General features: G+C 75.3%; 12 protein-coding genes. 8 read left to right on the top strand and 4 right to left on the bottom strand.

What is annotated here, in order from left to right; genetic code table 11:
* Window positions 1-34: 34 nt before the first annotated feature.
* Window positions 35-2,551 carry a hypothetical protein gene (locus tag ND486_RS12555; RefSeq protein ID WP_251784492.1) on the bottom strand — a complete coding sequence of 839 codons (2,517 nt, stop codon included), beginning with the start codon at window positions 2,549-2,551 and terminating at the stop codon, window positions 35-37.
* 213 nt (window positions 2,552-2,764) lie between these two features.
* Between ND486_RS12555 and ND486_RS29725 the strand changes: the two genes are divergently transcribed.
* From ND486_RS29725 to ND486_RS12535, 4 genes are all read left to right on the top strand, one after another.
* Entirely contained in the window at window positions 2,765-4,054 is a 1,290-nt protein-coding gene (locus tag ND486_RS29725) for a TetR family transcriptional regulator (protein WP_251784491.1), read from the top strand.
* Window positions 4,055-4,225: 171 nt separating this feature from the next.
* Entirely contained in the window at window positions 4,226-5,185 is a 960-nt protein-coding gene (locus ND486_RS12545) for an MBL fold metallo-hydrolase (RefSeq protein ID WP_251784490.1), read from the top strand.
* Between the two features lie 24 nt (window positions 5,186-5,209).
* Entirely contained in the window at window positions 5,210-6,940 is a 1,731-nt protein-coding gene (locus ND486_RS12540) for an FAD-dependent monooxygenase (protein ID WP_251784489.1), read from the top strand.
* Window positions 6,915-8,114, top strand: coding sequence for a homogentisate 1,2-dioxygenase (locus tag ND486_RS12535; RefSeq protein WP_251784488.1), 1,200 nt, complete (start codon window positions 6,915-6,917; stop codon window positions 8,112-8,114). The genes ND486_RS12540 and ND486_RS12535 overlap by 26 nt, the downstream gene beginning before the upstream one ends.
* Before the next feature lie 13 nt (window positions 8,115-8,127).
* On the opposite strand, the gene ND486_RS12530 is transcribed toward ND486_RS12535, so the two are convergent.
* Together ND486_RS12530 and ND486_RS12525 are read right to left on the bottom strand one after the other, a co-directional pair.
* Window positions 8,128-9,039 carry an arsenic resistance protein gene (locus ND486_RS12530; protein WP_308215849.1) on the bottom strand — a complete coding sequence of 304 codons (912 nt, stop codon included), beginning with the start codon at window positions 9,037-9,039 and terminating at the stop codon, window positions 8,128-8,130.
* A gap of 53 nt (window positions 9,040-9,092) precedes the next feature.
* Window positions 9,093-10,013, bottom strand: coding sequence for a serine protease (locus ND486_RS12525; protein WP_251784487.1), 921 nt, complete (start codon window positions 10,011-10,013; stop codon window positions 9,093-9,095).
* Window positions 10,014-10,409: 396 nt separating this feature from the next.
* On the opposite strand from ND486_RS12525, the gene ND486_RS29050 reads away from it, so the two are divergent.
* The 4 genes from ND486_RS29050 (at window position 10,410) to ND486_RS12505 (ending at window position 15,903) form a co-directional block, all read left to right on the top strand.
* Window positions 10,410-11,813, top strand: coding sequence for a CARDB domain-containing protein (locus ND486_RS29050; RefSeq protein WP_308215842.1), 1,404 nt, complete (start codon window positions 10,410-10,412; stop codon window positions 11,811-11,813).
* A gap of 140 nt (window positions 11,814-11,953) precedes the next feature.
* Entirely contained in the window at window positions 11,954-13,624 is a 1,671-nt protein-coding gene (locus ND486_RS12515) for an FAD-binding dehydrogenase (protein WP_251784486.1), read from the top strand.
* 54 nt (window positions 13,625-13,678) lie between these two features.
* Entirely contained in the window at window positions 13,679-14,659 is a 981-nt protein-coding gene (locus ND486_RS12510) for a 2Fe-2S iron-sulfur cluster-binding protein (RefSeq protein ID WP_374231416.1), read from the top strand.
* A gap of 38 nt (window positions 14,660-14,697) precedes the next feature.
* Window positions 14,698-15,903, top strand: a complete 1,206-nt coding sequence (locus ND486_RS12505) for a cytochrome P450 (RefSeq protein ID WP_251784484.1) — start codon at window positions 14,698-14,700, stop codon at window positions 15,901-15,903.
* Here ND486_RS12505 and ND486_RS12500 read toward each other — a convergent pair.
* Entirely contained in the window at window positions 15,900-16,790 is an 891-nt protein-coding gene (locus ND486_RS12500) for a LysR family transcriptional regulator (RefSeq protein WP_251784483.1), read from the bottom strand. The two genes, ND486_RS12505 and ND486_RS12500, sit on opposite strands and share 4 nt — an antisense overlap.
* Between the last annotated feature and the right edge of the window lie 80 nt (window positions 16,791-16,870).

Below are 16,870 nucleotides of genomic sequence, written 5' to 3'. Positions count from 1 at the left end.
TTCGTACGAGGGGCCCGTGCGTGCGGATCCGGGGTCAGCCGGTCGGGGACTCCTGCGCGCCGTCACCGGGCGCCGGGTCCTGGCCGAGCTGGTTCGGCGGGAACCGCAGGGGCGGGAGCTCCTGCAGCGGCGCCTGCGGGGCGTTGCCCACCTCCGGCGGGAGCGGCGTGCCCTGCGCCGGGTTGCCGAGCGGCGCCAGCGGGTCGGCCGGCGCGAACGTCGCCGGCTTCGCCAGGCCACCGGAGTCGCTGCCGTCGAAGGACTCGGTCCGGCCGCAGCCGTCGAGCATGACGGTCAGCGGGCCGTCGGTGTGCACGTCGAGGCGGGCGTCGCACCCGACGCCGGCGCGCTCCGGGTCGACGGTCACGGTGCCGACCCCGGCCGAGCGGATCTCCAGCACGTCCTCGGCGTCGGCGTCGACCGGCGCGTCGAGGTGGCGGAACTCCCGCAGGTACGGGTTGACCGGCGAGAACGTTCCCTCGACCTGACCGACCTCCTGCCCGGCGGCCGGGACCGGCGCGTCGGCGCGGCCCTGCCCCCGGGTGATGACGTCGATCGCGCCCAGCTCGTGCGGATCGCGGCTCTGGATGCCCGACAGCCAGTAGGCGTGGTCACCGACGAGGCCGGCCTCCGGGTCGTCCATCAGCGGGTTGCGCACGTAGGTGACGTGCGGCGGGTCGACCGCGCGCGGCTCGTCGCCCATCCAGCGGGCGGCCAGGTCCCACATGCCGTTCTTGCACATCACCAGGTGCTCGGCGGCGAGGCCGACGTGGCTGATGAACTCGTAGTCGTAGTCCCCGGCCCGGTAGAGGTCGGCGCGCTCGCGGGTGATCGGGTAGGGGATGAAGTCGTCGTTGACCCCCGCCCACTCCATCACCGGCTGGTTGCGGCGGCTGGGCAGCAGCTCGGAGATCTTCGAGCCGGGCTCGTGCCGGGTGACGGTGTCGACCCCGGCGGTCTCGGCGACCTCGTCGGCCACCCCGTTCACCCCCGGCAGCGACGGCGCCACGTTCAGCCCGTCGCAGATGAACGCCCTGGCGAACACGTCGGGGAAGGTCAGCGACAGCTTGTTCGCGGTGTAGGCGCCGGAGGAGAACCCGCCCATCGCGGTGCGCTCGCGGTCGAGGTCGTAGTGGCGACGGGCGTCCGCCAGCGCCTCGAAGACGATCGCGCCGCCCTCGCCGTAGCCCCAGTTGTCGGCGCCGCGGAAGTCGACGTCGATCACCATCGTGGGGTCGCCCGGCCGGTCGGCGAACTGCCGGTAGAGGTCACGGTCGCCGGCGACGTCGTCGCCGGGGCGCAGCGCGTAGCCCTGGGTCCAGACCATCGAGGCGTAGCCGTGCGACGGCGCGGGCGCCTCGGGGACGTAGACCGTGTAGCGCTGCATCCGGCCCGGCAGGTCGGGGACGCAGTCGTCGCGGCAGGGGTAGCCGAACGACAGGCTCGGCCGCCGGTCCCCGGAGCCCTCGCCGGAGCCGGTGGCGATGCCGCCCTGCTGCAGCCCGGTGCCCGGTGCGGGCCCGCCCGGGTCCGACGGGAGCCTGCGCCCCTGGGCCTTCTCCGAGTGCGAGGCGAAGACCCGGGTCACGTAGCCGGAGGTGGGGACACCGGACTCGTCGTCGGTGCCGGAGCGGAGCTTCCCGAAGTCGACGTCGGCGAAGAACTCCGACAGGTCGCCGTTCGCGATCGCGCGCTTCTGGTCGTTGTTCCGGTAGGGCGCCTCGAAGGGCTCGTGGAACCGGAAGGCCGCGTCGAAGAACGCCGACGGCGTCGGGTCGCCGACGACGGCGCCGCCGGGGTGCGTCGCGTCCGCGGTGACCTGCGGGACGAGGTAGGCGTCGGCGTCGCGGTCCCACAGCCCGGCCGCGGCGGCGAGTCGCTGCGTCCCGTCGGCGGGGTCCCACGCGGAGTGCGGCACGCGGATCTCGACCTGGCGCCGCTCGACGTCGACGTGCACCTGTGGTGCGTCGGGCAGGGTCCGCCCGGTGGCCGCGTCGACGATGTCGCCCCCGCTGCCGTGCACCGTCACGAACACCTGGGCCGGCATGACGGTGTTCGCGCCGTGCGGGGCCTCGCGCGGGGTGTCCGAGCCGCCGAGCGCGAGGGTCAGACCGAGCAGCCCGGGGTCGGTCATCGTGTTCATGGTGACCCGGAACGCGGTCGCGTCGTCCTGGGGCTTCGCGCGGACCTCGAGGATGTCCGCGGCGTTGCGCCGGTAGGCGGCGTCCTCGGGGTAGGTGTAGTTGCGCAGCAGGGTGTCGTTGGGCCAGCGGTACTGGTTGCCGCCGCCCTCGTCGTCGTAGACGCAGCCCTGGTGCACGTACTCGCCGTGCCGGTAGGCGCTGGTCATGCAGACGCCGATCGGGTCGGCGGACCAGATGCCGGTGTTCTGCAGCTGGGGTGCGTCCACGGCGGGGGCGCGCAGCAGGTCGGGACCCGCCGTGTCCGCCCGTCCGTCGGGCGCCGCGAGCGCCGACCCGGCGCCGACCGCCGCACCGGCGATCAGGCCGGCGACGACGAGCGCCACACCGGCTCGCTTCGTCTTCTTCATCGGGAGCCTTCCACCGGCGCCGCCCGGTCGCGCCTCACTGCGCGACGGGATGCGGGCGGCCCCGTCGCCTGCCTCAACTGATCCGCCATGAGCCCGGTGACGTGCGACGACGACTTATCGTTAGCCCGAATGGACTAGGATCGTCCGGATCTGGATGCGGCCGCCATGGTTCTCCTAGTGTAGAAAAACCGGGAGCTACCACGAGGAGCGGCCGTGCCGAAGCGGGTGGACCACGAGCAGCGCCGGGGCGAGATCGCCGACGCCGCCTGGCGGTTGATCGCCGAGCGCGGTCCGGACGCGGTCACGCTGCGGGAGGTGAGCGCGGCACTGGGGGTCGCACACGGGGCGCCGGCGCACTACTTCGCCGGCCGCGCCGCGATCGTCGAGTGCGCGTTCCGGCGGGCCCTCGACGACCTCGACGCCCGGGTGGCGCGGCGTGCGGCCGGGCTGTCCGGGACGGCGGCGCTGCACGTGTTCTGCGAGGAGGTCATCGCGCACACCGGGACGCCGTTCGCCCGGGTCGCGGCGTCCGGACCCGGGCCGGCCGCGGTCCTCGCCGAGGTGACCGTGCGGTGGCGGACCCGGCTGGCGGCCCGGTTCGAGGAGGGCCGCCGGGCGGGCGGGATCGTCGCCCCGGCCCCCGACGGGGTGCTCGTGGAGCAGCTGCTGGCCCTGCTCCACGGGGTGCAGGCACTGGCCGAGCCGGGGCCCGGCGGAGCGGGGACGACGCCGGAGCCGGGCGGAGCGGGGGCGGCGCCGGGGTCGGGCGGAGCGGGGGCGGCGCCGGGGTCGGGCGGGGCGGGGGCGGCGCCGGGCGAGGTGGTCGCCGCGTTCCTCGCGGGGCTCGGTGGCGGCGCGACCCGGGCCGGGACCGCCGGGCCGGGCGGGGACCCGCCGGGGGCCGGGGCGCGGTCACCGGGCCGGGCGGCGGCCGCACGGGACGGAGCCGGCGACGGCGTGGGCGGCGTGGACGGCAGCGGGAACGACGCGGACGGGTTCCTCACCTTCACCGACGTCGCGCTCGCCCGCACCGGCGATCGGCTCCCCGGCACCGACCGCGAGGCCATGGCGCTGGTGCTGAACCTGCACCGGATCGCCGGCTCCCTGGTCTACGACCTCGAGTCGACCGTGCACCGCCCCGCCGGATGGAGCTGGTCGGCGTTCCGGCTGTTGTTCACGCTGTGGGTCGCGGGCGGGCAGGAGGCGGGCCGGGCGGCGGAGCTGTGCGGGATGAGCCGGGCCGCGGTGTCCAGCCTGGCCAACACCCTCGCGGCCGGTGAGCTGGTCCGGCGCACGCCGGCCGCCGGGGACCGGCGGACCGTGCACCTGTCGCTGACCGACGCGGGGACCGACCGGCTGGTCGCCGCGTTCGGCACCCACAACCGTCGCGAGTCGGAGTGGGCGGCGCTGCTCGGCGCCGAGGACCTCGCCGCCCTGAACGCCCTGCTCGTCCGCCTCGCCCGGGCGGCGCACCGGGCGGACTGGATCAACCGGCGGACCTGAACCGCTCGGCGCGCGCCGCCGGACCGGCCCTGGCGCCGGGCGACGCGGCCCTCTACGGTCCTGCACAAGTGATTCAACCTTTGATCGTCGGGTGTACCCGGCCGGTCGGAGGTCCCGACGACGGGTCGCCGCGGTCGCCGCCCGTCTCCCGGCTCCGAGAGGACACCCGCCGTGGCCAAGCCCTTCGCCTCCTCCGCCGACACCGCCGCCAAGGAGCAGACCCTCGAGGTGCTCGCGGACGGCGTCTACGCACTCACCGCCGAGGGCGACCCGAACATCGGCGCGATCGAGGGGGAGGACTTCGTCGTCTGCTTCGAGGCCCTCGCCACCCCGGTCGCCGCCCGGAAGTGGCTCGCGATGCTGCGCGAGCACACCGACAAGCCGGTCCGGTACCTCGTGCTGTCGCACTACCACGCGGTCCGGGTGCTGGGCGCGAGCGCGTTCGACGCCCAGACCGTCGTCGCGCACGAGGCGACCGCGGCCCTGATCGCCGAGCGTGGCATGGAGGACTGGGCCTCGGAGTTCGCGCGGATGCCGCGGCTGGCCGAGGCCGCCGACTCCGTGCCCGGACTCACCTGGCCGACGCTCACCTTCGCCGACCGTCTCACCCTCGACCTGGGCGGTGACCGCGGCGAGCTGGTGCTGCAGTTCCACGGCCGCGGCCACACCGAGGGCGACATCACCGCCTGGCTGCCGCGGCACCGGATCCTGTTCGCCGGTGACCTCGTGGAGGCCCGGGCCGCGCTCTACACCGGCGACGCGTTCCACCGCGACTGGGCGGGCGGCACCCTCGACCGGCTCGCCGCGCTCGGCGCCGAGCAGCTCGTCGGCGGGCGCGGCGCGGTCAGCCGCGGCCGCGCCGAGGTCGACGCCGCGATCGCCCAGACCCGCGGGTTCCTGCAGGTCATGATCCGGGAGGTCGGCGCGGTGCAGGGGCGCGGCGGCACGCTGAAGGAGGCGTTCGAGGCGACCCACGCCGCACTCGTCGACGACTACGGGCACTGGCCGATCTTCGAGCACTGTCTGCCGTTCGACGTCTCCCGGCTGTGGGACGAGCTGTCCGGTGTGGAGCGTCCGGTGATCTGGACCGCGGAACGCGACCAGGAGGTCTGGGCCCGGCTGCAGGGCTGAGACACCGGCGAGGGGAGGGAACCCATGTCGACGTCCGCCGCGCCGGCCTGGCCGTCGTCGCCCGTCCTGGTGCTCGGCGCCGGGCCGGTCGGGCAGACCACCGCGCTGCTGCTGGCCCGCCACGGCGTCCCGACGGTCGTGCTGGACCGCCGCCCGGAGCGGGACCGGACCGGGTCGAAGGCGATCTGTCAGCAGCGCGACGTCCTCGACGTGTGGGAGTCCGTCGGTGCCGGGCGCCGGATCGCGGACGAGGGCGTCACCTGGACCACCGCGCGCACCTTCCACCGCGACACCGAGCTGTTCGCCCACACCTTCGCCGAGCCGGGGCGGCCCGCGTTCCCGCCGTTCGTGAACCTCTCGCAGGCCCGGACCGAGCAGATCCTCGACGAGCGGATCGCCGACGAGGCCCTGGTAGACCTGCGCTGGGGGCACGACGTCGTCGGCGTGGAGCAGACCGCCGACGGTGTCGCCGTCACCCTCGACGGCGGTGGGCGGGTCGCGGGGAGCTTCCTCGTCGTCTGTGCCGGTGCCCGCGGCGACGCGCTGCGCGGGTTGCTCGGGGTCACCTTCGAGGGCACCAGCTTCGACGACCGCTTCCTGATCTGCGACGTCCGTGCCGACCTCCCGGGGTGGGCGACCGAGCGCCGCTTCCACTTCGACCCGGCCGCGAACCCGGGCCGCCAGGTGCTGGTCCACCCCTGCCCGGACTCGACGTTCCGGATCGACTGGCAGGTCCCGGCCGGGTACGACCTCGACGCCGAGACCGCGTCCGGCGCGCTGGACGCCCGGATCCGCGCGGTCATCGGGGACGTCGACCACGAGGTGGTCTGGTCCTCGGTCTACCGGTTCCACTCGCGCGTGGTGGACCGGATGCGGTGCGGCCGGGTCCTGCTGGCGGGCGACGCGGCACACCTGGTGTCCCCGTTCGGTGCCCGCGGGCTGAACTCCGGCGTCGCCGACGCCGAGAACGCCGCCTGGAAGATCGCCTGGGTCGGCCGCGGCTGGGCGCAGGAGGAGCTCCTGGAGAGCTACCACGCCGAGCGGCACGCGGCCGCCCGGGAGAACGTCGCCGTCACCACCGCGACGATGGACTTCCTGGTCCCGCGGGACGCGGAGCGGGCGCGGGCCCGCGCGGAGGTCCTCGCCGCGGCGGCGACGGACCCCGCGGCCCGGGCGCGGGTCGACTCGGGCCGGCTGGCCGAGCCGTTCTGGTACGTCGACTCCGCCCTGACCACCGCCGACGCGCGTCGCCCGTTCGCCGGGCGCCCCGCCCGCGGCGAGGTCCCGCCCGCCGGACCGGGCGTGCTCGTCCCGGACGCCCCGGTGCGCACCCCGGCCGGTCCGGGACGGCTGCGCGCGCTGGCCCGCGACGGGTTCCTGTTGCTCACCGGCCCACAGGCCGACGCGGACGCGGTCGCCGCAGCGGCGGCCGGTGCGCCCGGCCCGGTCCGGGTGCTCGCCCTCGCCGAGCTGGACGGCCGCACGGGCACCGGAGCCCTCGACGAGGACGGAGACGGGGACGGAGGCGGTCCGACGGTGACGGCCGCCCTGGCCGCCCGGCCCGACGAGGTGTGGCTGCTCCGCCCGGACGCCCACGTCGCCGCCGTGCTCGCCGCCCCGTCCCGCGACGACGTCGCGGCCGCCCTCGCCCGCGCGACCGCCCGCGGCACGACGGCGCCACCGCCACGGACACGCACACGGACATCGAACGGACCGGAGGAGGGCCACGATGGCGTACTACAGGCGAGCCGGTGACGTCCCGCCGAAGCGGCACACCCAGCACCGACGCCCCGACGGGACGCTGTACCACGAGGAGCTGATGGGGGAGGAGGGCTTCTCCTCGGACTCCTCGCTGCTCTACCACGCGGGCGTCCCGTCGGCGATCGTCGACGCCACCCCCTGGGACCCGGGCGACCAGTCGCTGACCGACAACCGGCCGCTCCTCCCGCGCCACCTGCGGCTGCACGACCTCGGCACCCCGGACTGGAAGTCGGTCGACGTCGTGACCGGGCGCCGGCTGGTGCTCGGCAACGCCGACGTGCGGATCTCCTACGTCGTCGCGGGGGAGACCAGCCCGCTCTACCGCAACGCCGTCGGCGACGAGGTCGTCTACCTGGAGTCCGGGTCGGCGATCGTCGAGACCGTGTTCGGCGCGCTGGACGTGGCCGGGGGCGACTACGTCGTCCTCCCGCGGGCGACGACCCACCGCTGGGTCCCCACCGGTTCCGAGCCGCTGCGCGCCTACGCCATCGAGGCGTCGTCGCACATCGCCCCGCCCAAGCGGTACCTGTCGCGCTACGGCCAGCTGCTCGAGCACGCCCCGTACTGCGAGCGCGACCTGCACGGACCGGGGGCGCCGCTGCTCGTCGAGCAGAACGACGTCGAGGTGCTGGTGAAGCACCGCGGCGGGCCCGACGGGATCACCGGCACCCGCTACGTGGTGCCCACCCACCCGTTCGACGTCGTCGGCTGGGACGGCTGCCTGTACCCGTACACGTTCAACGTCGCCGACTTCGAGCCGATCACCGGCCGCGTGCACCAGCCACCGCCGGTGCACCAGGTCTTCGAGGGCTCCGGCTTCGTGATCTGCAACTTCGTGCCGCGCAAGGTCGACTACCACCCGCTCGCCGTACCGGTGCCCTACTACCACGCCAATGTGGACTCCGACGAGGTCATGTTCTACTGCGGCGGCGACTACGAGGCCCGCAAGGGCTCCGGGATCGGGCAGGGATCGATCTCGCTGCACCCGGGCGGGCACAGCCACGGCCCGCAGCCCGGCGCCGTCGAGCGGGCGCTCGGCGCGGAGTCCTTCGACGAGCTCGCGGTCATGGTCGACACGTTCCGGCCGCTGGCCCTCGGTGAGGGCGGACGGGCCTGCGAGGACCCGTCGTACGCCTGGAGCTGGGCGGGGCGCGGCCCGGCCCGGTGACCGGGCCGACCGCTCACCGGGCGGGGACGAGCACCGGCACCAGCCGTACCAGCACGACCAGGGCGACGAGCTCGACCAGGGTCTGGGTGACGACGGCGAGCGGGGCGAGGGCGAGCGCGCCGGGCAGCGCCAGCGCGAGCGGCAGGACGACCAGCGAGTTGCGGGTCGTCACCGAGAACACCACCGCCCGGGTGGCCGGCACGTCCAGGCGGGCCACCCGGGCGGTGAGCAGACCGATCACCACGGCCGCGACGACGAACGCCAGGTAGAGCGGCACCAGCCGCACCAGGGTGAGCGCCTGCGCCCCGACGGCGGCGGTCTGCGAGCCCACGACCGCGGCCAGGGTCGCCGCCATCAGCGGCACCATCGTCCCGGCGACGGCGCCCTCGACACGGACTGCGCGGCCGGCCGGGCGCCGTCGTCGCAGGCCCTGGACCAGGGCCGCCGCGGCCAGCGGGGCCAGGACCAGTACGAGGAACGCGTGCAGGAACGGCCCGGCCTCGACCACGGCGAGGACCTCCGGTCCGGCCGCGAGCCACAGGTAGCCAGGCAGCAGGAGCATCTGCGCGACCATCAGCAGCGGTGTCGCGGCGAGCATCTGCGCGCGGGCGCCACCGGCGAGCCCGGTGAACACGACGACGTAGTCGATGCACGGCGTCAGCAGCACGAGCAGGACGCCCACGAGCAGGCCGCGGTCGTCGGCGACCCATCGCGACAGCCCGATCGCGACCGGCGGGACCACCACGGCGTTCGCCACCAGCACGACCACCGGGAAACGGGTACCGGTCAGGGCCCGCGCGAGGTCGGCGAGCGGGACCGCGAGGAACGTCGCGAACAGCAGCAGCGCGAGCAGCGGGGTGACCGACGCGGCGAGCGCGGGCGCGACCCGCGGCGCGAGGAGACCGAGGAGCGCCCCGGCGAGGATCGCGGCCAGGTACAGCGCGACCTGGTGGCGGTCCCACCAGGCGACGAGCCGGCTCAGTCGGTGCCCCCGGCCGAGCGGTACGCCGACTGCACGGCCGGGCCGAGGTCGGCGCCGTAGGAGACGTCGGGGGAGTCCCCGCCCTGCTGGTAGCCACCGGTGACGGCCAGGATCTCGGAGTCGTCCGGGCCGGTCAGCCACGGGCCGCCGCTGGAACCCTGGTCGAGGCCGGGCTGGTCGAGCTGCCACTGGTCCTCGTCGAGCGTCCCGGCGGTGCCGGACACCGTCGTCGCGTCCTCGTCGCCGTCGTTGTAGCCGACCGCGGTCACCGGGGTGTCGTCGTCGCCGGTGCCGGATGCGCCGAAGGCGAGCCGGTAGGCGCCGGTGACCTGCTGGATCGGCGGGGCGTCCGGCCGGGAGACCGTCAGGAACGCGACGTCGGAGTCGGGGTCGCCGCTCTCCAGCCAGCCCGGGGGGACCGCGGCGGCGGTGACGGTCCAGTAGCCGAAGGGGGCGGTGCCGTCGTCGTAGCCGGGGGCGAAGCTCATGCCCGTCCGGGCCGGGGTGCCGTCGCCGTCGGCCACGCAGTGCGCGGCGGTGACGACGAGGTCGCCGGTGGCGGACTCGACCACCGAGGCGGAGCAGAAGTGGTCACCGGGGTCCTCCGCCGGCCCGTCGAACAGGGCGCCGGTCGCGGGCCGCGCGACCGGGGTGCCGTCCGGGGCCGTGACCGCCGGGACGGACGGTCCTGTCGCGACGGGGACGACCGTGGCCGGGCCGGCCGGGACGGCACCGGTGCCGGCCGCAGCGGCCGCAGTGGCCGCCGCGGCGGTCGCCACCTGCGGTGGTGTCGTGGGCGTCCACGACGGAACCGCGAGCGCGACGCCGACGGACGCCGCGAGCGCGGCGCCGAGCAGCCCGGGGACGCGCCACCGCGGGAGGGAGGGGCCGTGGCCGGGCCGGGTGTCGGTCCGCATGTCCACCTCCCCCGCTCGTCCCGCTGACCGGATCAACGGTAGAGGGCACTCCTGTGCTCCGTCGGCCGGACCGCTGTGGACGCGCTGTGAATCCCGGTCCGGTCGGGTGGTGGCCCCGCCCGCGGGCGGACCGGTGGCCGGTGTCCGACGACCGGTCCGGCGTGTCCGCCCGCGTGTCGCCGCTGCGTCGACGGGGGGAGCCGACCGTGCCCCGACCGGCCCACCTGCTGATGCGCCGAGTGGCTCATCAGCTCTGATGAGGCCGTGTAGCGACCGCGACCGCCGCCACGACACACGGGCCGTCGGGAGCGCCGAGGCCCCGGCGACGACGGCCCGGGGACGGGCGGAGCGGTGGAGGCAGTCATGGCGCGTCGGGTCGGGGAGCACGGAGCACGGGTGGGCGGACGACGCCTGCTGGCGGCCGCGCTGGTGGCGGCGGTCGGGTTCGTCCCGCTCGTCGCCGGGACCGCCGCCGCCGCCGACGGCGTCCGGGTCGGCAACGACCAGATCCCGGCGTGTGGCGCGACGGTGAGCCCGACCGGCTACTGCACGGCCGTCCGGGGCGCCGGCACCGCCGCCGTCGTCGACGACGCCCGGGCCCGCACCGGACGCGGCTACCTGCGCCTGGACACCCCCGGCGGCGGTGACAAGGTCACCGTGTACGCCCAGGCCTTCAACGGGCGCAAGCTCTCGGAGATCACCGACCTCGAGTACCAGACCCTCGTCGAGCAGGGCAACGACTCGCGGCAGGTCCCCGCGCTCAACATCCCGGTCAACCCGAACAAGGCAGGCTCCACGTTCACCACGCTGGTGTTCGAGCCCGTCTACACCGCGACCACACCGCTGCAGGACGGGACCTGGCAGACGTGGCCGGCGTCGAGCACCGGCGGCGGGTGGTGGGCCAGTGGGACGGACCCCGTCACCGGTGTGCCCAACAAGTACGGCTTCGACAGCTACACCGCCGACTTCGCCGCGGTGAAGGCCGCGCTGCCCGACGCCGTCGTCGTCGGCGGGATCGCGGTCAACCAGGGCAGCGGCAACCCGGGGCTGCGCTCGGGCGTCGACAACCTGCGGATCAACGGCACCACGGTCGACTTCGACAACCCGGTCGTCCCGACCGCGCTCGCCGCGACCGGCGGCAACGGGCAGAGCGCCCAGGTCCGCACCGCCTTCGCCCAGCCGCTGTCGGCCACCCTCACCGGAGCGGGCAACGCCCCGGTGGCGGGCCAGGACGTCACCTTCACGGTGACCGGCGGCAGTGCCGCCTTTCCCGGCGGGGCCACCGCCACCGCCACCACCGGCGCCGACGGCGTCGCCACCAGCCCGGCGCTGTCGGCCGGTGACACCGCGGGCCCGGTGACGGTCACCGCCACCGCCGGCACACTGAGCACCACCTTCGCCCTCACCGTGACCCCCGCGCCGGTGATCCCGCGGGAGGCCGACCTCTCGATCGTGCTCGGCGTGCCGAACACGACGAAGGCGGGCACCACCGTCCCCGTCACCGTGACCATCCGCAACGCGGGCCCGGCCGCCGCGACCCGGGTGGCCGGTGCCGTCACCCTCCCGACCGGCCTGCGGGCCACCGCGGCCCCGGGCGGGATCGTCAGCGGCGGCCGCAGCGTCGCCTACCTGGTCCCGAGCATCGCCGCGGGCACCGAGCGGACCTTCACGGTCACCGTGACCGTGGACCGCACGGCGGCCGGGGCGCGGACCCTCGAGGCGGGCGTCGCCCCGTCGCAGGTCCGTGACCCGAAGCTCGCGAACAACGCCGCACGGGTGACCACGACCGTCGTGCGCTGACCCGGGGTCCCGGCGGGCGGGTCGCGGCGCACGGGCGCCGCGACCCGCCCGTCACCCGTTCCCGGGTCCGGATCTGATACGTCTGTGCACACCGGCCGCCCCTGCCGGGGTGCGGTAGGCCGGCGACGAACGGGAGTGGCATGGACGCGGACGTGATCGTCGTCGGGGCCGGGCTGGCCGGTCTGGTCGCCACCCACGAGCTGACCCGGCGGGGCCGCCGGGTCGCCGTCGTCGACCAGGAGGGGCCGGTCGACCTGGGCGGGCAGGCGTGGTGGTCCTTCGGCGGCATCTTCCTCGTCGACAGCCCCGAGCAGCGCCGCATGCGGGTGCACGACTCGGTCGAGCTGGCCTGGAGCGACTGGCAGGGCAGCGCCGGGTTCGACCGCCTCGACGACGAGGACACCCACGCCGCGCGCTGGGCCCGCGCCTACGTCGAGTTCGCCGCGGGGGAGAAGCGCTCCTACCTCACCGAGCTGGGCATCTCCTTCCTCCCCACGGTCGGCTGGGCCGAGCGCGGCGACCTCACCGCCACCGGCCACGGCAACTCCGTGCCCCGCTTCCACGTCAGCTGGGGGACCGGCACGGGCGTCGTCGGACCGTTCGTCGACTCCGCCCTGCGCGCCGCCGAGGCCGGGCTGGTGACCTTCCACCACCGGCACCGTGTCGACGGGCTGGTCCGCACCGACGGCGCCGTCACCGGCGTCCGCGGCGCCGTCCTCGCCCCGGACGACTCGCCGCGCGGCGCCCCCAGCAACCGCGACGTGACCGGGGAGTTCACCCTCTCCGCGCCCGCGGTCGTCCTGGCCACCGGCGGGATCGGCGCGAACCACGAGATGGTCCGCCGGTACTGGCCCGAGCGGATGGGCACCCCGCCGTCGTCGATGATCACCGGGGTGCCCGCCTACGTGGACGGGCGGATGCTCGACATCGCCGCCGACGCGGGCGTGCGGCTGGTCAACCGCGACCGCATGTGGCACTACACCGAGGGCGTCGTGAACTGGGACCCGGTCTGGCCCGGCCACGCCATCCGCATCCTGCCCGGGCCGTCGTCGATGTGGTTCGACGCGCTGGGGCGGCGGCTGCCCGCGCCGTACCTGCCCGGCTACGACACCCTCGGCACCCTGCGCCACCTGCGCACCACCCCGGACATCGCGCCCTACGACCACTCGTGGTTCGTGCTCACCCAGAAGATCGTCGAGAAGGAGTTCGCGCTGTCGGGCTCCGAGCAGAACCCCGACATCACCTCCGGGCGCCGCAGCGCCTTCCTCCGCGAACGGCTGCTCAGCCGGGGTGCGCCCGGCCCGGTCGAGGCCTTCACGACCCACGGGGAGGACTTCGTCGTCGCCGACACCCTCGACGAGCTCGTCGCGGGGATGAACGCCCTCACCGACGCCCCGCCCCTCGACCCGGCCCTGATCCGCGGCCAGATCGAGGCCCGCGACCGGCAGCTGGCCCACCCCTACAGCAAGGACGCCCAGGTCCAGGGCATCCACAACGCCCGCCGCTCGCTCGGTGACCGGATCGGGCGGGTCGCGGCGCCGCACCGGATCCTCGACCCCGCCGCCGGTCCGCTGATCGGGGTGAAGCTGCACGTGCTGACCCGCAAGACCCTCGGCGGGATCCAGACCGACCTCGACTCCCGTGCCCTCGACGCCCACGGCGAACCGATCCCCGGGCTCTACGCGGCGGGGGAGGCCGCCGGGTTCGGCGGGGGCGGGGTGCACGGCTACAACGCGCTGGAGGGCACGTTCCTCGGTGGCTGCATCTTCTCCGGCCGGGCCGCCGGGCGGAGTCTCGCGGGAACCGTCTGAACCCGGTCTCTCACTGAGCGAGAGTCGCCTTCCCGGGCGGTGGCCGCGCGACGGATGCTCGGCTCCTCGACGACGAGGGGAGCGACGGTGACCGGTGCCGAGAACCGCACGGTCCGGGTGGCGGGCCGCCACCGGGAGTCCGACGGCGTGCTGTCGCTGGAGCTGGTCGCCGCCGACGGCGGGCGGCTGCCGGACTGGACCCCCGGCGCGCACGTCGACCTCGTGCTGCCCGGCGGGCACACCCGTCAGTACTCGCTGTGCGGGGACCGGTGGGACGCCCACCGCTACCGGGTCGCCGTGCTGCGCGAGCCCGCCGGACGCGGCGGCTCGGCCTGGGTCCACGACCGCCTCGCGGTCGGGGACGAGATCGGGCTCGGCGGGCCGCGCAACAACTTCCCGCTGGTCCCGGCCCCGCGCTACCTGTTCGTCGCGGGCGGCATCGGGATCACCCCGATCCTGCCGATGATCACCACGGCGGACCTGGTCGGCGCGGACTGGGCGCTGCTCTACGGCGGCCGTACCCGCGCGTCGATGGCGTTCACCCGCGAGCTCGCGGTCCACGGGGACCGGGTCCGGATCGTCCCGCAGGACGAGGAGGGACTGCTCGACCTCCCCGGCTTCCTGGGGCGGCCCACCCCGGGCACCCGGGTGTACGGCTGCGGTCCCGCCCCGCTGCTCGCGGCGCTGGCCGAGACCGCGGCCGGGTGGCCGTCGCACACGGTGCGGACCGAGCGCTTCGTGCCGCGCGCGACCGGCCCGGTCCGCGACACCGCCTTCGCGGTCCACCTCGCCCGCCGCGGTACCGAGGTGACCGTGCCGCCCGGGCGCAGCGTGCTCGACGCGGTCGCCGACGCCGGCGTCGACGTCCTGTCCTCCTGCCGGCAGGGCACCTGCGGGACCTGCGAGACGACCGTGCTGGCGGGCGAGCCGGACCACCGCGACTCCGTCCTCGACGACGACGAGCGCGCCGCCGCCGACTGCATGCTCGTCTGCGTCTCGCGCTCGGTCGGCCCGCGCCTGGTCCTCGACCTCTGAGCCGTACCCCGACCCGACCCGACCGGAAGGCGACGCCCATGACGGCCGCGCTCGACCACCTGCCCACCACCGACGTCGACCCGTTCGCCCCCGAGGTCCTCACCGACCCGCTCGCGTTCCACGAGGAGCTCCGCGCCGCGGGCCCGCTGGTCCGGCTCACCCGCTACGACGTGCTCGCCCTCGGCCGCTACACCGATGTCCGGGCCGCACTCGTCGACTGGCAGTCCTTCCGTTCCGGGGCCGGCGTCGGGATGCTGAACTTCCACACCGAGACACCGTGGCGGCCGCCGTCGCTGCTGCTGGAGGCCGACCCGCCGCACCACGACGCGCCTCGCCGCGTGCTCGGGAAGGTCCTCGGCCCCCGGGCGCTGCGCGTGCTGCGGGAGCGCTGGGCGGCCGACGCCGAGACCCTCGTCGACGAGGTGCTGGCCGGCGGGTACGAGTTCGACGCCGTCCCCGCCCTCGCCGAGGCGTTCCCGCTGCGCGTGTTCCCCGACGCCGTCGGGCTGCCCGAGCAGGGACGGGAGAACCTGCTGCCCTACGGCGACCTGCTGTTCAACGCCTTCGGCCCGCGCAACGCGCTGCTGGAGGAGAAGCTTCCGCGGCTCGGGGAGCTCTCGGCCTGGGTGAACGCCCAGTGCGCCCGCGAGGCCCTGGCCGGGGAGGGTTTCGGCGCCGACATCTGGGCCGCCGCCGACCGCGGCGACATCACCGCCGAGCAGGCTCCGCTGGTCGTGCGGTCGCTCCTGTCGGCCGGGGTCGACACCACCGTCACCGGGCTCGCGGCGGTGCTGCACGCCGTCGCCCGGCACCCGGAGCAGTGGGCGCGGCTGCGCGCCGACCCCGGGCTCGCCCGGGTCGCGTTCGACGAGGCGGTCCGCTGGGAGTCACCGGTACAGACCTTCTTCCGCACGACGGCGACCGACACCCAGCTCGCCGGCGTGCGGATCCCGGCCGGGCGCAAGGTGCTGATGTTCCTCGGCTCGGCGAACCGGGACCCCCGGCACTGGGGCCCCGGCGCAGGCACCTTCGACCTGGACCGCGACCCGTCGGGCCACGTCGGGTTCGGGATGGGTCTGCACCAGTGCGTCGGCCAGCACGTCGCCCGGCTGGAGGCCGAGGCGGTGCTGACCGCGCTCGCCGCGCGGGTCGCGACGATCACCCCCGCCGGACCGCCGCGCCGGCGGCCGAACAACACCATGCGCGCCTGGGCGTCGATGCCGCTGCGGGTCACACCGGCCTAGGTGGTGGGACCGGACAGGTGTCGTAGGCGCTCGGCGCTGGCGACGAAGTCCGCGACCAGTGGGTGCGCGGCCAACCGGGGCCAGGCCAGCGTGATCGGTACCCGTGGCGAGTCGGCGACGAGCCGGTAGCGGATCTGCGGGTGGGTGTAGAGCCGTCCGGTGGACGCGGGTGTGAGCCCGACGCCTCGCCCGGCCGCGATCGCCTCCATCCATTCGTCGACGTTCCGCACCCGTACGACGGTGTCCGGGCGCCGGGCCGGCTCCCAGAGATCGAGCGTGGTCGTGCCCGAGACCACGTTGATCACGATCGCCTCGTCGGCGAGGTCGTCCAGCACCACGGTTCCGCCGTCCACCAGCCGGTGGTCCGCCGGCAGGGCCACGACGCGGGGCTCGTCGGCGAGCACCAGCGTCCCGAACCGGGGGTCACCGGGGTCACCCGGCAGGAACCCCACGTGCGTACGCCCGTCCGCCAGACCGGCCACGGTGTCGTCGTAACGCCGGATCTCCACCGTCACGTCCGGGTGGGCACGTTCGAAGTCGCGCACGATCGGCGCGGTGTACTCGGCCGTGGAGCCCCAGGTGAAGCCGACCCGCAGGGTGGGAGGTGCGCCGGTCGCGGCGCCGACCGCCTCGTCGAGTGCCGCCAGCACCCGGTGCACGTGTGGCAGGACCTGCTGACCGGCGGCGGTCAACTGCACCGTCCGGCGGTTCCGTGCCAGGAGTGTGGTGCCGAGCAGTCGTTCCAGCGAGGCGACGGTGCGGCTCAGAGCAGGCTGGGTGATCCGGAGATGGTGCGCGGCGCGGGTGAAGTTCCGCTCCCGGGCCACGGCCACGAAGGCGCGGAGATGCCGGAACTCCACTCCGTGCTCCGCCGGAATCTCTGTCATGCGTCCGAAGCATAAGCAGTGCTGAAACGGCATTTCATCCCGCATGGTCGACCGGCCTAGCGTCGGTGCCAGCGCGCTGA

This window comes from Pseudonocardia sp. DR1-2, assembly GCF_023717215.1.
GTDB lineage: Bacteria > Actinomycetota > Actinomycetes > Mycobacteriales > Pseudonocardiaceae > Pseudonocardia > Pseudonocardia alni.
The sequence above is the reverse complement of the archived record's forward strand: the minus strand, read 5'-3'. Positions and strand labels throughout refer to the sequence as shown.

Coding starts and splice junctions, on each gene's coding strand:
- ND486_RS12555 (WP_251784492.1), bottom strand. CDS start 2,551: ATGAAGAAGACGAAGCGAGCCGGTGTGGCGCTCGTCGTCGCCGGCCTG.
- ND486_RS12540 (WP_251784489.1), top strand. CDS start 5,210: ATGTCGACGTCCGCCGCGCCGGCCTGGCCGTCGTCGCCCGTCCTGGTG.
- ND486_RS12535 (WP_251784488.1), top strand. CDS start 6,915: ATGGCGTACTACAGGCGAGCCGGTGACGTCCCGCCGAAGCGGCACACC.
- ND486_RS12525 (WP_251784487.1), bottom strand. CDS start 10,013: ATGCGGACCGACACCCGGCCCGGCCACGGCCCCTCCCTCCCGCGGTGG.
- ND486_RS12515 (WP_251784486.1), top strand. CDS start 11,954: ATGGACGCGGACGTGATCGTCGTCGGGGCCGGGCTGGCCGGTCTGGTC.
- ND486_RS12510 (WP_374231416.1), top strand. CDS start 13,679: ATGCTCGGCTCCTCGACGACGAGGGGAGCGACGGTGACCGGTGCCGAG.
- ND486_RS12505 (WP_251784484.1), top strand. CDS start 14,698: ATGACGGCCGCGCTCGACCACCTGCCCACCACCGACGTCGACCCGTTC.
- ND486_RS12500 (WP_251784483.1), bottom strand. CDS start 16,790: ATGACAGAGATTCCGGCGGAGCACGGAGTGGAGTTCCGGCATCTCCGC.